Here is a 19,472-nt window from a genome sequence, read left to right as displayed (position 1 = left end):
GTTCATGTCCGCAGGTCGCAAGCTGGTCATCGTGGAGTCGCCCGCCAAGGCGCGCACGATCGCCGGGTACCTCGGCGACGACTACGACGTCGAGGCCAGCGTCGGGCACATCCGTGACCTGCCGCAGCCCTCCGAGCTGCCCGCGGAGATGAAGAAGGGACCCTTCGGCAAGTTCGCCGTCGACGTGGACAACGGGTTCGAGCCGTACTACGTGGTCGACGCGGACAAGAAGAAGAAGGTCGCCGAGCTCAAGCGGAAGCTCAAGGACTCCGACGAGCTCTACCTCGCCACCGATGAGGACCGCGAGGGCGAGGCCATCGCCTGGCACCTGCTGCAGGAGCTCAAGCCCAAGGTGCCGGTCAAGCGGATGGTCTTCCACGAGATCACCCGCGAGGCGATCACCCGGGCGCTGGAGAACACCCGCGAGCTGGACGTGCGCCTGGTCGACGCCCAGGAGACCCGGCGCATCCTGGACCGGCTGTACGGCTACGAGGTCAGCCCGGTGCTGTGGCGCAAGGTCCGCCAGGGACTCTCCGCCGGTCGCGTGCAGTCGGTCGCGACCCGGCTGGTGGTCGAGCGCGAGCGGGAGCGGATGGCCTTCGTCGCCGCCGACTACTGGGACCTCACCGGCACCTTCGCGGTCGAGTCCGCCGACGAGCCTTCCTTCGACGCCCGGCTGACCCGGATCGGCGATCAGCGGGTGGCCACCGGCCGCGATTTCGGCGACGACGGCGTGCTCAAGGGCACCGGCTCGACGATCCACCTGGACGAGGCCGCCGCGACCGCGTGGGTCTCCGCGCTGGACGGTGCGGACTTCGCGGTGCGCTCGCTGGAGTCCAAGCCCAGCACTCGTCGCCCGGCCGCGCCGTTCACCACCTCGACCCTGCAGCAGGAGGCCTCGCGCAAGCTGCGGATGGCGTCCCGGCAGACCATGCGCACCGCGCAGAGCCTGTACGAGAACGGCTACATCACCTACATGCGGACCGACTCGCCGGTGCTGAGCACCCAGGCGATCGACGCCGCCCGTCGGCAGGCCGCGGAGCTGTACGGCGCGGACCACGTCGCGGACAAGCCGCGGATGTACGCGGCCAAGTCCAAGGGCGCCCAGGAGGCGCACGAGGCGATCCGGCCCGCCGGTGACAACTTCCGCACCCCGGCGCAGGTCGCGCGCGAGCTGTCCGGCGACCAGTTCCGGCTGTACGAGCTGATCTGGAAGCGCACCGTCGCCTCCCAGATGGCCGACGCCAAGGTGCAGACCACCACCGTCCGGCTGGGCGCCACCGTGCCCGCGCCGTCGACCGGCGCGGCCACCGAGGCCCAGTTCTCCGCCTCCGGCACCGTGATCACCTTCCGCGGCTTCCTGGCCGCCTACGAGGAGGGTCGCGACGTCGAGCGCTACGAGGGCAAGGACGCCGCGGGCAAGGAGGAGACCCGGCTGCCGCGGATGTCCGAGGGCGACCCGCTGGCCGCCTCGGACCTGACCGCGGACGGCCACCGCACCTCCCCGCCGCCGCGCTTCACCGAGGCCAGCCTGGTCAAGGCGCTGGAGGAGCGCGGGATCGGCCGTCCGTCGACCTACGCCGCCACCATCTCGGTGATCCAGGACCGGGGCTACGTGACCAACCGTGGTCAGGCGCTGGTGCCGACCTGGCTGGCGTTCGCGGTTACCCGGCTGCTGGAGGAGAACTTCGACCGGCTGGTGGACTACGACTTCACCGCCGGGATGGAGCAGGACCTGGACGCCATCGCCGCCGGGACCGAGGACCGGGTGGACTGGCTGACCCGGTTCTACTTCGGGAACGCCGCGGCGGACGGTGTCGACGGTGACGGCCTGCGCGAGCTGGTCGCCAACCTCGGCGAGATCGACGCCCGCGAGGTCAACTCCATCGACCTCGGCGACGGCCTCACCCTGCGGGTCGGTCGCTACGGCCCCTACATCGAGGACAACCAGGGCGAGCCCGGCCCGGACGGGAACCCCAAGCGCGCCTCGGTCCCCGACGACATGGCCCCGGACGAGCTCACCGCCGCCAAGGCCCGGGAGCTGCTGGAGGCCGAGCCGGAGGGCGACCTGGTGCTCGGCACCGACCCGTCGACCGGCACCACCATCGTCGCCAAGAACGGCCGGTTCGGTCCGTACGTCACGGAGCTGCTGCCCGAGCCCGAGCTGGACCCGGGGCTGTCCGCGGCCGCCAGGAAGAAGGCGCTCGCCGCGCAGCCCAAGCCGCGCACCGGCTCGTTGTTCTCGTCGATGTCCCTGAACACGGTGACCCTGGACGACGCGCTCAAGCTGCTCAGCCTGCCGCGCGTGGTCGGCGCCGACCCGGAGACCGGCACCGAGATCACCGCGCAGAACGGCCGCTACGGCCCGTACCTGAAGAAGGGCACCGACTCGCGCACCCTGCCGTCGGAGGACGCCATCTTCAGCACCACGCTGGAGGAGGCGCTGGCGATCTACGCCCAGCCCAAGCGCGGCCGGGGCGCCACCGCCACGCCGCCGCTGCGTGAGCTCGGCGACGACCCGACCTCGGAGAAGCCGATCGTGGTCAAGGACGGGCGGTTCGGCGCGTACGTCACCGACGGCACCACCAACCGCACCCTGCCCCGGGACGTCACCCCGGAGACGATCACCCGCGAGCAGGCGATCGAGCTGCTGGCGGACAAGCGGGCCCAGGCGCCGAAGAAGAAGCCCGCCGCGCGCAAGACCACCACCCGCAAGGCCGCCGCGAAGAAGTAGCACCGTCCCGCACCACACGACCGCAGAACCAGAGGCCCGCGTGTCAGCCGCCACCCGCCGGAGCTCGATCGGTGATGTCGCGCGTCTGGCGGGCGTCTCGGTCGGCACCGTGTCGAACGTGCTGAACCGGCCGGAGCGGGTGGCCCCGGCGACCCGGGAGCGGGTGCAGGAGGCGATCCGGCAGCTGTCCTTCGTGCCGAACGCCTCGGCGCGGCAGCTGCGGGCCGGCACGATCACCACGGTCGGCGCGATCGTGCTGGACATCCGCAACCCGTTCTTCACCGAGGTGGCCCGCGGGATCGAGGACCGGCTGGGCGCGGCGGACCACACGCTCATGCTGGCCAGCTCGGACGACGACCCGGAGCGGGAGGCGCGCTACCTGCGCCTGTTCGTCGAGCACGGGGTGTCCGGTCTGCTGGTGGTGCCCACCGGCGACGACCTCGGCCCGCTGCTGACCCTGGCGTCGCGCGGTATGAACACCGTGCTGCTGGACATGACCTCGCCGACGTCGGCGCTGTCCTCGGTGGCGGTGGATGACGTCGAGGGCGGCCGGCTGGCGGGCGAGCACCTGTTGGAGCTGGGCCACCGGGAGATCGTGATGCTCAACGGGCCGCACACCCTCCGCCCGTGCCGGGACCGGTTGACCGGTCTGCAGCGGGCGGTCGAGCGGCGCGGACTCGACCCGGCCGCGGTGATCCGGGAGGTGCTGATCGACACCCTGGACGCGGGCGGCGGGGCGGACGCGATCGCGCCACTGCTGGCCTCGGACCGGACACCGCGAGCGGTGTTCTGCGTCAACGACCTGGTCGCGATCGGCGTCCAGCGCGAGATCCGGCGTCGCCGACCGGAGCTGATCGGCAGCATCGCGATCGTGGGCTACGACGACATCGAGGTCGCGGCCGAGCTGGCCACCCCGTTGACGTCGGTGCGGCAGCCCGCGCACCGGCTGGGGTTCCGGGCCGCCGACATCCTGCTGGGCCGGACCGAGGCGGGGGAGCCGGTGCGCGAGCGCGAGGTCTTCCGGCCGGAGCTCGTGGTCCGGGCGACCAGCGTCCCGGCCTGAGGTCCGCCCCCGTCCCCGTGACCTGGGGCGCCGACCTCGGCACGGATCACCGGTGGCGGCGGCGTACCGGCGCGCGTGGCTGGCCGGCGGGTACGGCTCACCGACGGCAGCGGCGCACCGATGGCACAGGGGTCGCGGACGGGTGGGGGTCAGAGCAGGGAGCGGAACAGGTCCTCGATGTCGGTGACGGTCGCGGGGCGGGGGTTGCCGCCGGCGCAGACGTCGTCGAAGGCGGCCTTGGCCAGCGCCGGGACGTCCGCCTCGGTGGCCCCGACGGCAGTGATCGAGGTCGGGTTGCCCAGGTCTCGGGTCAGGGCGGCGACCGCATCGACGGCGGCGGCTCGGGCCCGGTCCAGCGGCAGGGTGGCGGCGTCCTCGACCCCGAACGCGGCGGCCACGTCCCGGAGCTTCTCCCCGGTGTGCGCGGCGTTGAACGCCATCACCGGTGCGAGCAGGATGCCGTTGGCCACCCCGTGCGGCGCGGAGTAGAACGCGCCGAGCGGGTGCGCCATGGCGTGCACCAGGCCGAGGCCGACGTTGGAGTAGCCCATCCCCGCGACGTACTGGCCCAGCGCCATCCGCTCCATGGCCGCCGCGTCGCCGTCGGCGGCGTGGCGCAGTGAGGTCGCGATGGTCCGGATCGCCTTGAGGTGGAACAGGTCGGACAGCTCCCACGCGCCGGCGGTGGTGTAGCCCTCGATCGCGTGCGTGAGGGCGTCCAGGCCGGTGGCGACCTTCAGCGATCGGGGCGCGCTCGCCATCATCTCCGGGTCGACCACCGCGAGCACCGGGATGTCGTGCGGGTCGACGCAGACGAACTTCCGCTGCCGTTCGGTGTCGGTGATGACGTAGTTGATCGTGGTCTCCGACGCGGTCCCGGCGGTGGTGGGGACCGCGATGATCGGGATGCTCGGCCGGGTGGTCGGGGCCACGCCCTCCAGGGAGCGCACGTCCTCGAACTCCGGGTTGGCGACGATGATGCCGATCGCCTTGCAGGTGTCCTGCGGTGAGCCGCCGCCCACCCCGATCAGCACGTCGGCACCGGCGGCCCGGAACGCCGCGACCCCGGCCTGCACGTTCTCGATCGGGGGGTTCGGGAGCACGTCGCTGTACACCTGGTAGGCGATGCCCGCGGCGTCCAGCAGGTCGGTGACCCGCCCGGTGACGCCGGTCTCGACCAGCACGGCGTCGGACACCACGAAGGCCGTGGTGAAGCCGCGCCGGGTGAGCTCCTCCGGGATCACCTCCACCGCTCCGGCGCCGAAGTAGGCGGTCTGGTTCCAGATCATCCGCTGCACGGTCATGAGGATCCTCCGGGTCGTCGGGGTTGTGAAACGTTCGATCCAGTCCACCAGCCGACGGGTGGTGCGGACCGGGGCGAAGGTCCTCGTCGCGGGGATCGCGATCCACGACCAAGGTCCTATGGCGCAAAATGAATCGTTCCAATACGGTGCTCCCGGCAGCACATTTCGGAGGGGCCAGTGCCGGCACCTCGTCACCGTTGACGAAAGAGATGAGCATGAGCAGCACCACGACCGCGGACGCGCTGACCGGGAAGCGAGACCCGAAGCGCGCCGCGATGAGCGGCTGGATCGGCAGCGCGCTGGAGTACTACGACTACTCGCTGTACACGCAGGCGGCGGCGCTGGTCTTCCCGACGATCTTCTTCCCCTCGGGGAACGCCACGATCGCCATCATGCTGTCGCTGGCCACGTACGCGATCGGCTACGTGCTGCGCCCGGTGGGTGCGGTCGTGCTCGGCGCCTGGGGCGACCGGCGCGGCCGGAAGAACGTGCTGGTGTTCGCGATGATCCTGATGGGCATCTCGACCTTCGCGATCGGCCTGCTGCCCACCTACGCCCAGGTCGGCATGCTGTCGCCGGTCCTGCTGGTCCTGCTCCGGGTGGTGCAGGGCTTCGCGGTCGCGGGGGAGCTCGGCGGGGCGAGCGCGATGATCGTGGAGCACTCGCCCGACGAGCGCCGTGGCTTCTTCGCCTCGTTCAGCCTGCAGGGCACCCAGGTCGGCTCGATCCTGGCCATCGGCATCATGCTGCCGCTGTCGATCCTGCTGGACGACGACGCCTTCCACAGCTGGGGCTGGCGGGTCCCGTTCCTGCTCAGCGCGTTCGTGATCCTGGCCGGGTACATCATCCGGCGCAAGGTCGAGGAGCCGCCGGCGTTCGCGGCGCAGGACGACGCCGCCAAGCGCCGGTTCCCGTTCGTCGAGCTGATCACGCGCTACCCGTGGCTCACGGTCCGCTGCATCCTGATGACGCTGACCAATGTGATCGGCACCGCCACCCTGGTGTTCGGCGCGTCCTTCGCCACGCAGGAGGGCTACGGCAACGGCTTCTCCACCGGCGAGTTCCTCTGGGTGACCCTGACCGCGAACCTGGTCGCGATCGGCACCATCCCGGTGTTCGGCGCGCTGTCCGACCGGATCGGCCGTCGGACCTTCATGGTCGTCGGCGGCCTGGGCGGCGGCGCCCTGGCGGGTGTCTACCTCTGGACCATCGAGCAGCACCACATGGTGCTGGTGTTCGTCACGGTCGTGATCGTGCAGAGCGTGTTCTTCCAGATGTGGAACGCCACCTTCGCGACGTTCTTCCAGGAGCAGTTCCCGATGCGGATCCGGGTCACCGGCTTCGCGGTCTCGCAGAACATCGGTCTGGCCCTCGCGTCGTTCTTCCCGATGATCATCACCGGGGTGGCCCCGCCGGGAGCGACCAACGTGCCGCTGCTGGTCGGTGCGATCACCTTCGCGGTCTGCCTGGTCGCGGCCGGCGCCGCCCTGCTCAGCCGGGAGACCAAGGGCACCTCGCTGTCCGAGCTGGACGGCACCGCCCCCGTCGCCGCCGCGGAGCAGCGCGACTCCGCCCCTGTCTGATCGCCATCCGGCGGCCGGGGGCAGGGGTCCCGGCCGCCGGGTGGCGGTCGCCGAATGAAGAGATTCAACCGATGACGCGCTACTGCTTCACCTCCCAGGTCGACCCGCGGCACCTCGACCGCTACCGGGAGCGCCACGCCGCGGTGTGGCCCGAGCTGCTGATCGCGCTCCGGGACGCGGGCTGGCGGAACTACTCGCTGTTCCTGCGCGAGGACGGTCTGCTGATCGGCTTCTTCGAGGCGGACGACCGGGAGCTGGCGCAGGCCAGGGTCGCCGCCACGGAGGTCAACGCCCGGTGGCAGTGCGAGATGTCCGCGCTGTTCGACGCGGAGGGTGCGCCGGACGAGGGCTTCGCCTACGTGCCCGAGGTCTTCCACCTGGAGGACCAGCTCGCCGCGGCCGAGGTGCGTTAGAGTGCGAGTGAAACGATTCACCAAGGAGACCACGATGTTCGACGACGCGATGCTCACCACCCTGGCACGGCAGGCGGTCGAGCTCCCGTCCTGGGCGTTCGGCAACGCCGGCACCCGCTTCAAGGTCTACGGCACCCCCGGCACCCCGCGGACGATCCGGGAGAAGCTGGCCGACGCCGCTCAGGTGCACCGGCTGACCGGGCTGGCCCCGACCGTCGCGCTGCACATCCCGTGGGACCTGGTGGACGACTTCGCCGCTCTGGCGGCCGATGCCGAGGACCTGGGAGTGCGGCTCGGCACGGTGAACTCCAACACCTTCCAGGACGACGACTACAAGTTCGGCTCCCTGACCCACGTCGACCCGACCGTCCGGCGCAAGGCGATCGACCACCACCTGGCCTGCATCGACGTCATGGACGCCACCGGGTCGCGGGACCTGAAGATCTGGCTGCCGGACGGCACGAACTATCCCGGGCAGGGCGACATCCGCGGTCGGCAGGACCGGCTGGCCGACTCGCTGCGGGTGATCTACGACCGGCTGGGCCCGGAGCAGCGCCTGGTCCTGGAGTACAAGATCTTCGAGCCGTTCTTCTACACGATGGACGTGCCGGACTGGGGCACGTCCTACGCGCACGTGACCGCACTCGGCGAGCGGGCGATGGTGTGCCTGGACACCGGGCACCACGCGCCGAGCACGAACATCGAGTTCATCGTCGCCCAGCTGCTCCGGCTCGGGCGGCTCGGCTCCTTCGACTTCAACTCGCGGTTCTACGCCGACGACGACCTGATCGTCGGGGCGGCGGACCCGTTCCAGCTGTTCCGCATCCTGGCCGAGGTGGTGCGCGGCGGCGGTCTGGCCACCGACAGCCCGGTCGCGTTCATGTTGGACCAGTGCCACAACATCGAGGACAAGATCCCCGGTCAGATCCGTTCGGTGCTGAACGTGCAGGAGATGACCGCCCGGGCGCTGCTGATCGACCAGGGGGCGCTGCGGGCGGCGCAGGACTCCGGCGACGTGCTCGCCGCCAACGGCCTCTACATGGACGCCTTCTACACCGACGTGCGACCGGCACTGGCCGACTGGCGCGAGTCACGCGGTCTGCCCCGGGACCCGATGGCGGCCTACACCGCCTCCGGCTACGGGGACCGGATCGCCGTCGAGCGGGTCGGCGGCACCCCGTCCGGGTGGGGCGCGTGAGGCGATGAGCTCGCCACTCGGTGCCCTCGTCGCGGTCGACCTCGGCGCGTCCAGCGGGCGGGTGATCGCCGGACGTCTGGACGGCGGTCGGCTGCTCACCCGCGAGACGGGCCGCTTCGCCAACCGGCCGGTCCGGACACCCGTGCGGACGGGCACCCGCCTGCACTGGGACCTGCTCTCGCTGTGGGCCGGGGTCCAGGACGGACTCCGACTGGCCGCCCGCGAGCACGGACCGGTGCGGTCGGTCGGCATCGACACCTGGGCGGTCGACTACGGGCTGCTGGACGCCGACCGCGTGCTGCTGGGCGACCCGGTGCACTACCGGGACACCCGCACCGCCGGCATGCCGGAGGCGTTCGCTCGGACCCTGGACCCCGCGACGCACTACCGGGCCACCGGGACCCAGCATCAGCCGTTCACCACGATGTACCAGCTCCTCGCGGAGGCGGGATCCGCGGCCTGGGCTGCGGCGGACCGGCTGTTGATGGTCCCGGACCTGCTCGGGTTCTGGCTGTCCGGCGCCGAGGTCACCGAGGTCACCAACGCCTCCACCACCGGCATGCTCGACCCGACCACCCGGCGGTGGAGCCCGGTCGTGCTGGACGCCCTGCGCCGGTCCGCGGCCGGGGACGTCCGGGGCCGGTTGGCGCCGCTGGTCGAGCCGGGCACGGTGCTGGGCGAGGTGCGCGCGGAGCTGGCGGCCGACCTGGGCCTGCCCGGTGCGCTGCACGTCGCGGTGGGGTCGCACGACACCGCCTCCGCGGTGGTCGCGGTCCCGATGGACGAGCGACCGGCCGCGTGGATCTCCTCGGGCACCTGGTCCCTGGTCGGGATCGAGCTGGACGCCCCGGTGCTGACCGACCTCGCCCGGGTCGCCAACGTCGGCAACGAGCTCGGTGTCGCCGGGACCGTCCGCCACCTGTGCAACGTCGGCGGGCTGTGGCTGGTGGCGGAGTCGCTGCGCACCTGGGCGCAGGCGGGTCACCCGCAGGACCTGGCCGCGCTGATCCGCGAGGCGGACCAGGTGCCCGGCCTGCGCACCGTGGTCGACGTGGACGATCCCGCGTTCGTGCCGCCCGGGGACATGCCCGCCCGGATCCGTGCCGCCGCCCGCCGCACCGGGCAGCCGGAGCCGATCGAGCCCGCGGAGGTGATCCGGTGCGTCCTGGACTCGCTCGCCCTGGGGTACCGCCGGGCGATCCGGCACCTGTCCGCGCTCGCCGACCACCCGGTCGAGGTGGTGCACGTGGTCGGCGGCGGCTCCCGCAACGACCTGCTGTGCCGCCTGACCGCCGCGGCGACCGGCCTCCCGGTGATCGCCGGCCCGGCCGAGGCCACCGCCATCGGCAATCTGCTCACCCAGGCGCTCGCCGTCGGCGCGCTCGACGGCGGACTGCCCGCCGCGCGCGCCGTGGTCCGCGCCTCCACCGATCCGGTCCGCTGGAACCCCGGCGGACACCAGCACGACGGCACCGAGTCGACCTGGCAGCAGGCCGAGGACCGTCTGCGGGGACTCGTCCCCGTCCACCGCGAAGGAAGCCTCTGATGTCCCAGACCACTCGTCCGTCCCTGGACGACCTGCTGCACGCGATGGGCGAGGCAGGCGCCCGCATCTGCGAGATCGACGCCGCCGAGGCCGGGGCCGGGAACCTCTCGGTCTACGTCGGCTGGGACTGGGACGACGCGGTGCTCACCGCACGATTCCCGGTCACCGAGGAGATCGCCCTGCCGCTGCCCGCCCCCGCCCTGGCCGGCCAGATCGTGCTGTCCACCGGATCGGGTCGCCGGCTGCGGCAGATCGCGGCCGACCCCGAGGCGGCGGTGGGCGCGGTGCGAGTGCACGAGGGCGGCACCACCGCGACCCTGTTCACCTCGGAGCGCCGGGCGTTCGAGCGCCTCACGTCGGAGTTCAACTCCCACCTGGCCGTGCACCAGGACCAGGTCGCCCGTCGTGGCATCGACTTCCAGGCGGTCGTGCACGCGCAGCCGCCGCACCTGACCTACCTGTCGCACATCCCGGCCTACCGGGACACCAAGGCGATGAACGCGGCGATCCTGCGCTGGGAGCCGGAGTCGATCGTGTCCCTGTCCCAGGGCATCGAGGTCCTGGACTTCATGATCCCCGGTTCGGACGGCATGCAGGCCGCGAACGTCGCCGGTCTGCGCCAGGCGGAGATCGTCCTGTGGTCCAAGCACGGCACCATGTCGCGCTCCGACCTGTCGGTGCTCCGCGCGGTCGACCGGATGGAGTACGCCGAGACCGGCGCGAAGTACGAGTACATGGACCTGGTCGCCGGACGGCAGGCCGAGGGGCTGACCCGCGAGGAGATCACCAGCGTCGCCCGCGAGTTCGACATCGACTCGCCGTGGGCCTGAGGGGGAACGCGATGACGGACGTGCACGCCCAGCCGGTCTGGCCGGTGAAGCACAGCGCGCTGCTGCGGGCGCCGGAGCGGTTCATCGACCGGGCCGGGATCCGGGAACTGGTCTGCCGGCTCACCGAGAACCTGGTGAACATCACCGACGAGACGGGGGAGTTCCTGCTCCGGCTGGACGACGGCCGGGTGATCGACACCAAGGGCTGGGCCGGCTGGGAATGGACCCACGGCATCGGGCTGTACGGGATCTGGCAGTACTACGACCAGACCGCCGACCGGCGGATGCGGGACATCGTGGACTCCTGGTTCGCCGCCCGGCTGGCCGAGGGCACCACCAAGAACGTCAACACGATGGCGCCGTTCCTCACCCTGGCCAGCCTGTACGAGAAGGAGGGCGACTGCACCCTGCTGCCCTGGCTGGACTCCTGGGCGGAGTGGGCGATGCGGGAGATGCCGCGCACCCCGCACGGGGGGATGCAGCACCTCACGCTGGCGGAGGAGAACCACCACCAGCTCTGGGACGACACCCTGATGATGACGGTGCTGCCGCTGACCAAGATCGGTCTGCTGCTGGACCGGCCGCAGTACGTGCGGGAGGCGACCTTCCAGTTCCTCACGCACGTGGCCTACCTGATGGACCGGGAGACCGGGCTCTGGTTCCACGGCTGGACCTTCGACGGGCAGCACAACTTCGCCCGGGCGCGCTGGGCCCGCGGCAACTCCTGGCTGACCATGGTGATCCCGGACTTCCTGGAACTGGTCGACCTGCCCGCGGACGACCCGACCCGGCGCTTCCTGCTGGAGGTGCTGGACGCCCAGGTCTCCGCCCTCGCCGAGCTGCAGGACGAGTCCGGGCTCTGGCACACCCTGTTGGACGACCCGGAGTCGTACCTGGAGGCGTCGGCCACGGCGGGGATCGCCTACGGGGTGCTCAAGGCGGTCCGCAAGGGCTACCTGGACCGTCGGTACACCGCCACCGCCGAGCGGGCCGTGCGCGCGATCATCGCGAACATCTCCGCCGACGGGGAGCTGCAGCAGGTCTCCTTCGGCACCGGCATGGGCTCCGACCTGGACTTCTACCGGAACATCCCGTGCACCTCGATGCCGTACGGGCAGGCGATGGCGATCCTCTGCCTCGCCGAGTACCTGCGGACGTACTACTGAGCGGGGGACAGCGATGAGACTCGTGACCCTCCGGCAGCACGGCGGTGACCGGCCCGGTGCGGTCCTCCGGGCGTCGGACGGCACCGACCGGGTGCTCGACCTGGCCGATCGGACCGGCGGCCGCGGGGTGGAGGCCCTGCTGAGCGACGACCGGCTGCTCACCGAGGTCCGGGCCCTGGTGTCGGCCGCCGATCCGGACGGACTGCCCGGTCTGGACTCGGTGCGCCTGGGCCCGCCGGTCCGGCCGGGGAAGATCCTCTGCCTCGGCTACAACTACCGCGGCCACCTGGAGACCTCGGACGACCCCGACCACCCGAACGTCTTCGTCAAGACACCCAATGTGATCTGCGGTCCCGACGACCCGGTCACCCTGTGGCCCACCACGCCGGACGTCGACTACGAGGGCGAGATCGCCGTCGTGATCGGACGGTGGGCGCACCGGGTGTCCGAGGCGGACGCCCTGGGCCACGTCGGCGGCTACACCCTGTTCAACGATGTCTCGGACCGGGACTGGCAGTCCCGCACGAACCAGTGGGCCCTGGGCAAGAGCGTGGACGGCTTCGGCCCGCTGGGACCGTGGCTGGTCACCTCGGACGAGTGCGGCGACCTGCGCGGCCGGTCGGTCGAGGTGGAGCGCAACGGCGAGGTCACCGTCCGGTCGACCACCGACGCGATGGTCTTCGGCGTGGCGTTCCTCGTCCACTACCTGTCCCAGGTGATCACCCTCGAACCGGGCGACGTGATCTCCACCGGCACCCCGGCCCGCACCGGGCCCGCCCAGGCCGCCCACCGGTCCCTGACCTCCGGCGACGTCGTCACCGTCCGGGTCACCGGGCTGGGCGCACTCACCACCACGTTCATCTGAAGAGGAGGAGAACGCATGATTCTCGATTCGTTCCGACTGGACGGCAAGGTCGCCCTGGTGACCGGATCCGGCCGTGGCCTGGGCCAGGGGGCCGCGCTCGCCCTGGCCGAGGCGGGCGCCGACATCGCCCTGCTGGACCGCTCCGAGGCCACCGAGACCGCCGCGCTGATCGAGCAGCTCGGTCGCCGCGTGCACCGGATCGAGCTGGACCTGATCACGGCCGACCCGGGCCGGCTGGACGCGGCGGTCCAGTCCGTGGTGGACCACCTCGGTCGGATCGACATCCTGGTGAACAACGCCGGGATCATCCGCCGGGCCCCGCTGCTGGAGCACCCGGCGGCCGACTGGGACGACGTGCTGGCGATCAACCTGGACGCGGTGTTCCACCTGTCCCAGTCCGCCGCCCGGCGCTATGTCGAGCAGGGCAGCGGCAAGATCATCAACATCTGCTCGATGCTCTCCTTCCAGGGCGGGATCCTGGTGCCGGGCTACGCCGCGTCCAAGCACGCGGTCGCCGGGATCACCAAGTCCTTCGCGAACGAGCTGGCCGCGCGCGGCATCAACGTCAACGCGGTGGCCCCCGGGTACATGGCCACCGACAACACCGCCCCGATCCGCTCGGACGAGTCCCGGTCGACGTCGATCGTGGACCGGATCCCGGCCGGTCGCTGGGGCACCGCCGCCGACCTGCAGGGGCCGTTCGTGTTCCTGGCCTCGGCTGCATCCGACTACCTCAACGGCGCGATCATCCCGGTCGACGGCGGCTGGCTGGTGCGCTGACCCGCGCGCCCCGACACACCTTGGAGAGATCGATGGACCAGCGTTACGCCACCAGCCCGGAGCAGATCCCGTCCGCCGACACCGCGCAGCTGCGCGAGCGGTTCCTGGTCGAGGACCTGTTCGTCGAGGGCCGGGTCACGGCGACCTACACCCACCACGACCGGATCGTGCTCGGCGGTGCCACACCCGCGGGCGGCGACCTGCCGTTGCCGACCTTCGACGAACTGCGCGCCGAGTACTTCCTGGAGAACCGCGAGCTCGGGATCGTCAATGTCGGCGGGACCGGCACGGTCACCGCCGACGGCGAGGCCTATGAGCTGCCGAACGGCGCCTGCCTCTACCTGGGGCGCGGGACCCGGGACGTGGTCTTCGCCGGCGACGGGGCGCAGTTCTACCTGTTCAGCGCCCCGGCCCACACCACGTATCCGAACCAGCTGGTGCTCAAGGGCGAGGGCACGGTGCGTGAGCTCGGCGACCAGCTCACCAGCAACCGGCGGTCGCTGAACCAGTACATCCACGCCGGCGGGATCCGGTCCTGCCAGATCGTGATGGGCGTGACCGAGCTGCACCCCGGGTCGATGTGGAACACGATGCCCGCGCACACCCACGACCGCCGGACCGAGTGCTACCTGTACATCGATCTGCCGGAGGACGGCCGGGTGATCCACCTGCTCGGCGAGCGCACCGAGACCCGGCACCTGGTGGTCGCGGACCGGCAGGCGATCATCTCCCCGTCCTGGTCCATCCACTCCGGGGTCGGCACCGCCGCGTACTCCTTCGTGTGGGCGATGGCGGGGGAGAACCAGTCCTTCGACGACATGGACCCCGCGCCGGTCACCGACCTGCGCTGACCCGGTCCCGGCGCGCGACGACTCCCGCGTCGCGCGCCGGGGCGGCCACCTGGAAGCCGGTCCGGGGTGGGGGACCTCGGGGCACGCCACCGGGTGACCGGCGTGCCCGGTCAGGGGTGCTGCGCGATCAACCACCCACGGGCCGGGACCGTGATCCGCGACCCCTCGGCCCGGGCGGTGTGCGGATCCCCTTGCCCCGCCCGGTCGCCCGCCGCGGAGATCGCCAGCACCTCGATCGCACCGCCACCCAGGTCGGTCTCGGTCGCCTCACCGAGGTTCAGCGCCACCGTCAACGACTCACCCGTCGGGCCGTGCTGGCGGTACACCAGCAGCTCCCCGGTCACGTTCAGCACCTCGGTGCGCGCCGCCGCCAGCCACGGGTGCCGCTGGCGCAGCCCGAACAGGGCCTGGTGCAGCCGACGCAGCTCGGCACCGTCCGGAGCGAGCCCGGAGCCGGGGACGCGGTCGGGCGTCTCGGGGTACTCAGGCCGGACGGCGTCGTCCCCGCCGACCCGTTCCTCCTTGAGACCGGTCAGCGCCTGCTCGTCGCCGTAGTAGACCGCCGGGGTCCCGGCCAGCGTGGCCAGCAGCACCAGCGCGTGGCCGGCGGTGCGGGCGTCCCCGACCCGGGACACGATCCGGGTCACGTCGTGGTTCCCGACGAACGTCCACGGCCGGAAGTGCGTCACGAACTCGTCGTGCCGGCCGAGCGTCCACACCAGCTCGTGCCAGTTGTGGTCGACGATCGAGCTCCAGGTGGCCTTCCACAGCTCGTACTGGGTGACGCTGTCCACCCCCGACTCCGTGACGAACCCGGTGTAGTCGCCGTGGATCACCTCGCCCACCAGGTAGGCCCGCGGGTGCCGGGCCCGGACCCGCTCGACCACCCGCGCCCAGAAGGCCGTCGGCACGGCGTAGGCCGCGTCCAGTCGCCAGCCGTCCGCCCCGGCGTCCAGCCAGTGCGTCATCACGTCGGCGACCCAGTCGACCACCCGCTCGGAGTCGTGGTTCAGGGTGACCAGCTGCCGGTGGCCCTCGAAGCAGTCCCAGGCCGGCTCCGGTCCGGACCAGTCGATCCGGAACAGGTCGTTGTCCGGGTGCTCCGGCCCACCGGCCAGCACGGTCCGGAACGCCGGGTGCTCGACGCCGACGTGGTTGAACACCCCGTCCAGCAGCACGCGGATCCCGCGGTCGTGGGCGGCGGCGATCAGCGCGTCGAAGTCCGCCCGGTCACCGAGCCGGGGGTCGATCCGCAGGTGGTCGACGGTGTCGTAGCCGTGCGTGCCGGAGGCGAAGACCGGGCCCAGGGCGAGCCCGTTCAGCCCGGTGCCGACCAGGTAGTCCAGCCAGGCGGTGATCCGGGGGATTCGGTGCCGCACGGCGGGGGTGGCCGTCGGCTCGGAGCCGGTGAACCCCAGCGGGTACACCTGCCACCACAGGGCGTCGGCGGGTCGGACCAGGTCGCTGCTCACCCGTTCACCGTAGGCCCGCCCTCCCCACCTGACCGGGAGGGCGGGCCGAGGTGCTCAGTGCGCGGTGTGCGGGACGGGCTCCGGGAGACCGGCCTCCGCGCGGACCTGGCGGCTGAGGCCCTCGATCGACCGCAACGCGTCCACCAGCTCCGGCACCCGGACGGTGAACGGCATGGCGTGGATCGTCTCGCCCTCCGCCGTGGCGGCCTCGGCCACCCGGGTGAGGTCGTCCACGTCGTCGGTGGTCAGACCGATCTCGGTCAGCGTGTTGGGCAACCCGACCCGCGTCGTGAACTCGATGAAGTCGCGCACCTCCGGGGTGGGTGCGCCTTCCAGCACCAACTGGGTGACCGAGCCGATGTTGACCTTCTGGCCGTGGGTCAGGCCGTGGGTCTGCGGCGCGGCGGTCAGGCCGTTGTGGATGGCGTGCGCCGCGGCGAGGCCGCCGGACTCGAATCCCAGACCGGACAGCAGGGTGTTCGCCTCGATCACCTTCTCCACCGCGGGCGTCACCAGGTGGTCCCGCACCGCGGCGATCGCGGGCAGCGCGTTCTCCCACAGGACGTCCCAGGACAGCCGGGCCAGCGCGGTGCCGGTCATGGTCGGCAGCCCGCCCGCCATCGTGGTGGCGTCGGTCCTCGCCACCGCCCGGGCCTCGATCCAGGTCGCCAGCGCGTCGCCGACCCCGGCCACCAGGAACCTCACCGGGGCGTTCGCCACCAGCTGGCTGTCCACCAGCACCAGGTCCGGGTTGTGCGGGAAGAACCGGTACTCCTCGAAGGCGCCCTCCTCGGAGTAGATCACCGACAGCGCCGAGCAGGGGGCGTCGGTCGAGGCGACCGTGGGCACGGACACCCAGCGGACCCCGGCGAGGTGACCGGCGGCCTTGACCGCGTCGATCACCGACCCGCCGCCGACGCCGACCACCACGTCGGCGCCGACCTCGGCGATCCGGGCCGCGATCGAGTCGACGGCCTTGGCGGTGGCGTAGACCCCGAAGCCGTCCCGGGTCAGCGGGAGACCGGCCCCGGCGAAGGAGGCGGTGATCTGCTCCCCGACGAATCCCCAGACCACATCGTCGGAGACCACCAGGGGAGTGCGGCCGATCGGCGCGGTCAGCTCGCCGAGCCGGGCCAGGGCGCCGCGGCCCTGGGCGTAGCGGCCGGGCGAGATGACGGTCCGGATCGGGTGGACGGTGGACACGTCGGTCATGGACACAGTGGCCTCCTTCGGTTCGCGCCGACGGTGCCCCGCGCGTCCCGCGGGGACCGTTCACCGCCGACCCCTCCACCCTAGGGAGGACCGCGTCGACGGGGACAGGGACCTGGGCCCCAGGTCAGCCCGCCACCTCGCCCACCACCGGAACGGGAACGGCCTCCCGCGCGGGTCTAGGGTCGGACCATGACGCTGATCGCAGAGCCGCGCACCGCGCCCGCCCTCCGCTGGGGCATCCTCGGTGCCGGGAACATCGCCGGACACTTCACCGACGCCCTGCACGCGGAGACCGAGTCCCGTGCCGTGGCCGTCGGATCCCGCAACCAGGACAAGGCCGCCCGCTGGGCCGCCGCGCACGGGGTCGAGACCGTGCACGGCAGCTACGACGCCCTGGTCGACGACCCCCAGGTGGACGTGGTCTACGTCGCCACCCCGCACTCCGAGCACCGCGAGCACGCCCTGCTGGCCATCGCCGCGGGCAAGCACGTCCTGGTCGAGAAGGCCTTCACCCGCAACGCCGTCGAGGCCCGTGAGGTGCTGGACGCCGCCCGGGCCGCCGGGGTGTTCGTGATGGAGGCGATGTGGACCCGGTTCCTGCCGCACGTCCAGGCGCTGCACCAGGTGATCGACTCGGGCGAGATCGGCGAGGTCGTCTCCGTGTTCGCCGACCACGGCCAGGCGTTCCCGCTCGACCCGAGCAGCCGCCTGTTCGCCCCCGAGCTCGCCGGTGGCGCCCTGCTCGACCTGGGCGTCTACCCGGTCAGCTTCGCCCACGACCTGCTCGGCGCCCCGCGGTCCGTGCACGCGGTCGGCCAGCTCACCGACACCGGCGTCGACGGCCAGATCGGCATCGTCCTCGACTACGGCGACCGCACCCAGGCCACCCTGTCCACCACGCTCTGGGCCAAGACCCCGACCACCGCCGCGATCACCGGCACGGACGGCACCATCACCGTCGAGGGCTCGTTCTACGCTCCCAGCCGGTTCACCGTCACCCGGCGGGACGGCCGGGTCTGGACCTTCGACCGGCCGACCCCGCACGGGCTCCAGTTCGAGGCCGCCGAGGTCGCGCGTCGGATCGCCGAGGGCGCGACCGAGAGCCCCCGGATCACCTGGCAGCAGACGCTGGAGGTCATGACGACGATGGACACGATCCGGGAGCAGATCGGGCTGCGGTACCCCGGGGAGTGAGTGCCCTGCGCGTCCTGGGACGCCGGCCCGGTGCCACACCGGGCCGGCGTGCCTAGGGTCGAGGCATGACGGACACCATCGGCCCCTGGACCAAGGGCTTCTGGCAGCCCGAGCCCGTGTCGACCGCGGACTGGCTCGCCGGTGAGCACCACCTCTTCGACGGCTCTCTGAGCTGGCCGGTGCTCACCGTGGACACCGCCGCCGTCGACCACAACATCGCCACCATGGCGGCGTTCGCCGCCGAGCACGGCCTGCGCCTGGCCCCGCACGGCAAGACGTCGATGGCGCCCGCGCTCTACCGCCGGCAGCTGGACGCGGGAGCGTGGGGGATCACCCTGGCCAGCGCGAACCAGGCGATGGCCGCGCACGCCGCCGGGGTGGACCGGATCCTGATCGCCAACGAGGTGTTGGACCCCAGCGCCCTGCGGTGGATCGCGCGGACCGAGGCCGAGGTGCTGCTCCAGGTCGATTCCGAGGCCGGGATCGCGGCGCTCGCGGCGGCGGATCCCGACCGCCCGGTGCCGGTGCTGATCGAGCTCGGCCACCCCGCCGGTCGCACGGGTGCCCGCGATCTGCCCGCCCTGCTCGACCTCGCCCGCCGGGTGCACACCACCGAGGGCCTGAGGCTGGCCGGGGTCACCGCCTACGAGGGCGGACTGCCGGGGGCCACCGAGGTCCGCGCGTTCCTGGGCCTGCTGCGGGAGGCGGGCACCGCGGTCGGCGAGCTGATCGACGGCGACGTGATCGTCTCGGCGGGCGGGTCGGCGTGGTTCGACCTGGTCGCCGAGGTGCTGGGCGGGATGCCCGGCGCCACCGTGCTGCTGCGCAGCGGCTCGACCGTCACCCACGACCACGGCATCTACGCCGAGCGCACCCCGTTCACCCGGATCCCGGGTGAGCTGCGACCGGCGCTGCGGGTCTGGGCGCAGGTCACCTCGAGGCCGGAGCCGGGGCTGGCCATCCTCGGCGCCGGCAAGCGCGACCTTCCCTACGACGAGGGGCTGCCGATCCCGTTGCGGGTGCACCGGGACGGGGTGCCGGGGGAGTTGGGGGGCTGGACGCTGACCCGGACCAACGACCAGCACGCGTACCTGGAATCCGCCGAGGGTGCGACGGAGCTGGCGGTCGGCGACGTGGTCGAGCTCGGGCTGTCGCATCCGTGCACCAGCTTCGACAAGTGGCGGGCGGTGCCGGTGATCGACGATCGGCAGCGGGTGGTCGAGGTGCTGACCACCCTGTTCTGAGCGCGGGGGCCCCGGTC

16 protein-coding genes are annotated in these 19,472 nt (G+C 72.1%); 13 read left to right on the top strand and 3 right to left on the bottom strand.

Features of this window, described 5'->3' with window-relative positions:
* Positions 1-4: 4 nt before the first annotated feature.
* Together topA and OGL89_RS00780 are read left to right on the top strand one after the other, a co-directional pair.
* Complete coding sequence (gene topA / locus OGL89_RS00785; protein ID WP_263117901.1) at positions 5-2,734, top strand: type I DNA topoisomerase; 2,730 nt, start codon at positions 5-7, stop codon at positions 2,732-2,734.
* A gap of 40 nt (positions 2,735-2,774) precedes the next feature.
* Entirely contained in the window at positions 2,775-3,797 is a 1,023-nt protein-coding gene (locus OGL89_RS00780; protein WP_263117899.1) for a LacI family DNA-binding transcriptional regulator, read from the top strand.
* 149 nt (positions 3,798-3,946) lie between these two features.
* Here OGL89_RS00780 and fucO read toward each other — a convergent pair whose 3' ends face one another.
* On the bottom strand, positions 3,947-5,101 hold the full coding sequence (fucO, locus tag OGL89_RS00775) for a lactaldehyde reductase (RefSeq protein ID WP_263117898.1): 1,155 nt from the start codon (positions 5,099-5,101) through the stop codon (positions 3,947-3,949).
* 215 nt (positions 5,102-5,316) lie between these two features.
* On the opposite strand from fucO, the gene OGL89_RS00770 reads away from it, so the two are divergent.
* The 9 genes from OGL89_RS00770 to kduI all read left to right on the top strand — a co-directional run bounded on the left by OGL89_RS00770 (position 5,317) and on the right by kduI (position 14,333).
* Complete coding sequence (locus tag OGL89_RS00770) at positions 5,317-6,684, top strand: MFS transporter (protein WP_263117897.1); 1,368 nt, start codon at positions 5,317-5,319, stop codon at positions 6,682-6,684.
* A 71-nt stretch (positions 6,685-6,755) separates the two neighbouring features.
* Entirely contained in the window at positions 6,756-7,097 is a 342-nt protein-coding gene (locus OGL89_RS00765) for an L-rhamnose mutarotase (protein WP_263117896.1), read from the top strand.
* Positions 7,098-7,131: 34 nt separating this feature from the next.
* Positions 7,132-8,295 carry an L-rhamnose isomerase gene (gene rhaI, locus OGL89_RS00760; RefSeq protein WP_263117894.1) on the top strand — a complete coding sequence of 388 codons (1,164 nt, stop codon included), beginning with the start codon at positions 7,132-7,134 and terminating at the stop codon, positions 8,293-8,295.
* 4 nt (positions 8,296-8,299) lie between these two features.
* Positions 8,300-9,841, top strand: a complete 1,542-nt coding sequence (locus OGL89_RS00755; RefSeq protein WP_263117892.1) for a rhamnulokinase family protein — start codon at positions 8,300-8,302, stop codon at positions 9,839-9,841.
* Positions 9,841-10,671 (top strand): class II aldolase/adducin family protein, encoded by an 831-nt coding sequence (locus OGL89_RS00750; RefSeq protein WP_263117891.1) that lies wholly within the window; start codon positions 9,841-9,843, stop codon positions 10,669-10,671. The genes OGL89_RS00755 and OGL89_RS00750 overlap by 1 nt, the downstream gene beginning before the upstream one ends.
* Before the next feature lie 11 nt (positions 10,672-10,682).
* Positions 10,683-11,837: a glycoside hydrolase family 88 protein gene (locus OGL89_RS00745; RefSeq protein WP_263117888.1), complete on the top strand. Its 1,155-nt coding sequence runs from the start codon at positions 10,683-10,685 to the stop codon at positions 11,835-11,837.
* A 13-nt stretch (positions 11,838-11,850) separates the two neighbouring features.
* Positions 11,851-12,702 (top strand): fumarylacetoacetate hydrolase family protein, encoded by an 852-nt coding sequence (locus OGL89_RS00740; protein WP_263117886.1) that lies wholly within the window; start codon positions 11,851-11,853, stop codon positions 12,700-12,702.
* A 15-nt stretch (positions 12,703-12,717) separates the two neighbouring features.
* Positions 12,718-13,482, top strand: a complete 765-nt coding sequence (gene kduD / locus OGL89_RS00735) for a 2-dehydro-3-deoxy-D-gluconate 5-dehydrogenase KduD (protein WP_276581768.1) — start codon at positions 12,718-12,720, stop codon at positions 13,480-13,482.
* Positions 13,483-13,514: 32 nt separating this feature from the next.
* Positions 13,515-14,333, top strand: a complete 819-nt coding sequence (kduI, locus tag OGL89_RS00730; protein ID WP_263117885.1) for a 5-dehydro-4-deoxy-D-glucuronate isomerase — start codon at positions 13,515-13,517, stop codon at positions 14,331-14,333.
* Positions 14,334-14,443: 110 nt separating this feature from the next.
* Here kduI and OGL89_RS00725 read toward each other — a convergent pair whose 3' ends face one another.
* Together OGL89_RS00725 and OGL89_RS00720 are read right to left on the bottom strand one after the other, a co-directional pair.
* Entirely contained in the window at positions 14,444-15,805 is a 1,362-nt protein-coding gene (locus tag OGL89_RS00725; RefSeq protein WP_263117884.1) for an alpha-amylase family protein, read from the bottom strand.
* 54 nt (positions 15,806-15,859) lie between these two features.
* Positions 15,860-17,017 carry a glycerol dehydrogenase gene (locus OGL89_RS00720; RefSeq protein WP_263117962.1) on the bottom strand — a complete coding sequence of 386 codons (1,158 nt, stop codon included), beginning with the start codon at positions 17,015-17,017 and terminating at the stop codon, positions 15,860-15,862.
* A gap of 189 nt (positions 17,018-17,206) precedes the next feature.
* Here OGL89_RS00720 and OGL89_RS00715 point away from each other — a divergent pair, with 189 nt between their 5' ends.
* The gene (locus OGL89_RS00715) at positions 17,207-18,211 is read left to right on the top strand and encodes a Gfo/Idh/MocA family oxidoreductase (RefSeq protein WP_263117882.1); all 1,005 of its coding nucleotides are present in this window, start codon (positions 17,207-17,209) and stop codon (positions 18,209-18,211) included.
* Between the two features lie 65 nt (positions 18,212-18,276).
* The gene (locus OGL89_RS00710) at positions 18,277-19,455 is read left to right on the top strand and encodes an alanine racemase (RefSeq protein WP_263117881.1); all 1,179 of its coding nucleotides are present in this window, start codon (positions 18,277-18,279) and stop codon (positions 19,453-19,455) included.
* Positions 19,456-19,472 lie beyond the last annotated feature (17 nt).

Origin of the sequence: Cellulomonas sp. RIT-PI-Y (assembly GCF_025642745.1) — a bacterium.
Classification (GTDB): domain Bacteria; phylum Actinomycetota; class Actinomycetes; order Actinomycetales; family Cellulomonadaceae; genus Cellulomonas.
The sequence above is the reverse complement of the archived record's forward strand: the minus strand, read 5'-3'. Positions and strand labels throughout refer to the sequence as shown.

Coding starts and splice junctions, on each gene's coding strand:
- kduI (WP_263117885.1), top strand. CDS start 13,515: ATGGACCAGCGTTACGCCACCAGCCCGGAGCAGATCCCGTCCGCCGAC.
- OGL89_RS00750 (WP_263117891.1), top strand. CDS start 9,841: ATGTCCCAGACCACTCGTCCGTCCCTGGACGACCTGCTGCACGCGATG.
- topA (WP_263117901.1), top strand. CDS start 5: ATGTCCGCAGGTCGCAAGCTGGTCATCGTGGAGTCGCCCGCCAAGGCG.
- OGL89_RS00770 (WP_263117897.1), top strand. CDS start 5,317: ATGAGCAGCACCACGACCGCGGACGCGCTGACCGGGAAGCGAGACCCG.
- OGL89_RS00720 (WP_263117962.1), bottom strand. CDS start 17,017: ATGACCGACGTGTCCACCGTCCACCCGATCCGGACCGTCATCTCGCCC.
- OGL89_RS00765 (WP_263117896.1), top strand. CDS start 6,756: ATGACGCGCTACTGCTTCACCTCCCAGGTCGACCCGCGGCACCTCGAC.
- OGL89_RS00740 (WP_263117886.1), top strand. CDS start 11,851: ATGAGACTCGTGACCCTCCGGCAGCACGGCGGTGACCGGCCCGGTGCG.
- OGL89_RS00715 (WP_263117882.1), top strand. CDS start 17,207: ATGACGCTGATCGCAGAGCCGCGCACCGCGCCCGCCCTCCGCTGGGGC.
- OGL89_RS00710 (WP_263117881.1), top strand. CDS start 18,277: ATGACGGACACCATCGGCCCCTGGACCAAGGGCTTCTGGCAGCCCGAG.
- OGL89_RS00745 (WP_263117888.1), top strand. CDS start 10,683: ATGACGGACGTGCACGCCCAGCCGGTCTGGCCGGTGAAGCACAGCGCG.
- OGL89_RS00755 (WP_263117892.1), top strand. CDS start 8,300: ATGAGCTCGCCACTCGGTGCCCTCGTCGCGGTCGACCTCGGCGCGTCC.
- fucO (WP_263117898.1), bottom strand. CDS start 5,101: ATGACCGTGCAGCGGATGATCTGGAACCAGACCGCCTACTTCGGCGCC.
- rhaI (WP_263117894.1), top strand. CDS start 7,132: ATGTTCGACGACGCGATGCTCACCACCCTGGCACGGCAGGCGGTCGAG.
- kduD (WP_276581768.1), top strand. CDS start 12,718: ATGATTCTCGATTCGTTCCGACTGGACGGCAAGGTCGCCCTGGTGACC.